The 1,858-nt window shown below is 48.9% G+C and carries 4 protein-coding genes; all 4 read right to left on the bottom strand.

Features of this window, described 5'->3' with window-relative positions; genetic code table 11:
* Positions 1-10 precede the first annotated feature (10 nt).
* A complete protein-coding gene (locus B4967_RS09600) occupies positions 11-487 on the bottom strand; it encodes a hypothetical protein (protein WP_083024946.1) in 477 nt (158 codons plus the stop codon).
* A gap of 12 nt (positions 488-499) precedes the next feature.
* Positions 500-820, bottom strand: a complete 321-nt coding sequence (locus B4967_RS09595) for a hypothetical protein (protein WP_139794464.1) — start codon at positions 818-820, stop codon at positions 500-502.
* Between the two features lie 116 nt (positions 821-936).
* The gene (locus B4967_RS09590; protein ID WP_083024942.1) at positions 937-1,185 is read right to left on the bottom strand and encodes a helix-turn-helix domain-containing protein; all 249 of its coding nucleotides are present in this window, start codon (positions 1,183-1,185) and stop codon (positions 937-939) included.
* An 84-nt stretch (positions 1,186-1,269) separates the two neighbouring features.
* On the bottom strand, positions 1,270-1,563 hold the full coding sequence (locus B4967_RS09585) for a hypothetical protein (protein WP_008958461.1): 294 nt from the start codon (positions 1,561-1,563) through the stop codon (positions 1,270-1,272).
* Positions 1,564-1,858 lie beyond the last annotated feature (295 nt).

The raw sequence follows: 1,858 nt of genomic DNA, 5'->3' as shown, positions 1-1,858 counted from the left end.
CTGTCCGGGATTAGTTGACCACTACATCCACCCAATAGCCGTTCATGCCATTGGACTGAAAATCTAGTCCTGCAATTTTCGAGAGATAAATCCTCGAGCCTTCCACTCCACTCTTCTGCAGGTCTGCCAGTGAGATCGGGAGATTATCTTTTTTCTTCAACCTTTTGCAAAGCATGACCATTTGCTTTTCAAGGAAAGAATATAAGGAAACTACGGTGGACCTTCTGAATGTCCCAACGAATACGTTTTCTATTTGCGAAACATCATCAGAAAGAAATTCCATTATCTCCTGATATTCATACTCATCTCGACCGAAGTTTTCACGCGGCAAATCATAGGAATTGATAAGCGCTTGTTTATCACTATGGAATTTGCTGTCCAGCTCATCAGTGTATTTACGAAAATCCTCTAATCTATCGATACAAGCATTGATGACAAGAGCTTGCATCGCGCTTTTCGATAAACCATTTCTCAAGCTGTTGGGCATAAGGACCCTCTATCAGTTTTCATTTGGCCATCCCGCTATCCCCCGCCAAGGGCGGATCGAGGTGATTGAATACACAGAGCGCTCATCCTGGCCCTGAAATGTGTCGACACGCTCTACCTCGTCATCTACTGCCAAGGGCCTGCCCTTGAAGTCGATAATAGTTGCTGTCGGATCATCGTTACCCCACTCAGCCTGAAACCATCGATGTTCCCCTGTCATGTCTATTAGCACGAAAGGGTAGAGTGTCAGCCGCTCTTTCTCGTCTGCGCGCTCTTTAGCATAGCCATACATCTCGTCTGACCACAGTCGGCCATCCTGGCCAATGAGCGCCACCAAACGCATAACGCTTTTACGATCGGCCGTGTATTCGAGGTCAATCTGTACTGGTTGGTTACTTGTAACTATCGTCTCTTCCGGGCTCGTATCATTCAGTGCCATTTCTATCGGTCTCAGCCTTTCGTCTTGGGAATCTTTATCCCGTCCAGCTTGTAGTGCTCGCCTAGCTCAATAGCGCGGCGCACCGATTCCAATACCGGCTTGCGAACTGCGCGGTAGCGGGTAGAGTCAGGCGAGGCGAACCAACCCTTCACCGTCTCCACGCTATACCCAGTCAGGGTGGCCACATGATTCTGGTTCAAGCCATGCCGCTCCATAAGCTGACGGAGAGCTTCATTCGTCGGTTTCTCGGAAGTGCTCATTAATATCTCTCTATATATCGCTACTGGTGCCTACCAGCAACGTTCGTTCATATATGCCGCCTTACAGCGCATCTAAGGTGGAGACTACGCTTCAAGGCCCCAGCAGCGCCTAGCGCGATCCCTGGCTCTCTCCTGTGTGTGCGCTTCAGGAAGAGCAGGGGAGCTGTCCTGGTTGAAGTGCGCCAACAAGTCGCCAAACAGCGTGGAGTCTCGTAGGTCGAGGTCGATGCCTACCAGCCCATCGACTGCTTGGTGAATCTCCATGACAGACCAAGGCTCCAGCTGAGCTATGCACTCATTGTCGCGAATAAGACGCTGGATCTCAGGATGCTCCTTGATCGTCTCGATCTGCACGGTTGATGCCCTGAGGTTCGCCATGTGGCCTCCAATTTAATAGGTACTGCTGATAGTTTAATGTGCAATGCACACGACTGCAATGTTTGTAAGTCTTCTGTAATAACAATCAATACCCCATGCAGTCTCGCTTTTAAGGCTGTTTATTGCTCGCTCAGGCTGATTAACAGAAGCTATAAAAGTGTGCGTTTAGCTTGAAAAAGTGTGCATTGCACATTATTATAAAGGTCATCAGCTACACGACCTTGAGACATACCATGAACCTAGCGATCAACCTCGACACCGACACCTGTAGTGGTCAACTAATCCCGGACAGTAA

It is taken from the genome of Vreelandella lionensis (genome assembly GCF_002087295.1).
Classification (GTDB): domain Bacteria; phylum Pseudomonadota; class Gammaproteobacteria; order Pseudomonadales; family Halomonadaceae; genus Vreelandella; species Vreelandella lionensis.
The sequence above is the reverse complement of the archived record's forward strand: the minus strand, read 5'-3'. Positions and strand labels throughout refer to the sequence as shown.

Coding starts and splice junctions, on each gene's coding strand:
- B4967_RS09600 (WP_083024946.1), bottom strand. CDS start 487: ATGCCCAACAGCTTGAGAAATGGTTTATCGAAAAGCGCGATGCAAGCT.
- B4967_RS09590 (WP_083024942.1), bottom strand. CDS start 1,185: ATGAGCACTTCCGAGAAACCGACGAATGAAGCTCTCCGTCAGCTTATG.
- B4967_RS09585 (WP_008958461.1), bottom strand. CDS start 1,563: ATGGCGAACCTCAGGGCATCAACCGTGCAGATCGAGACGATCAAGGAG.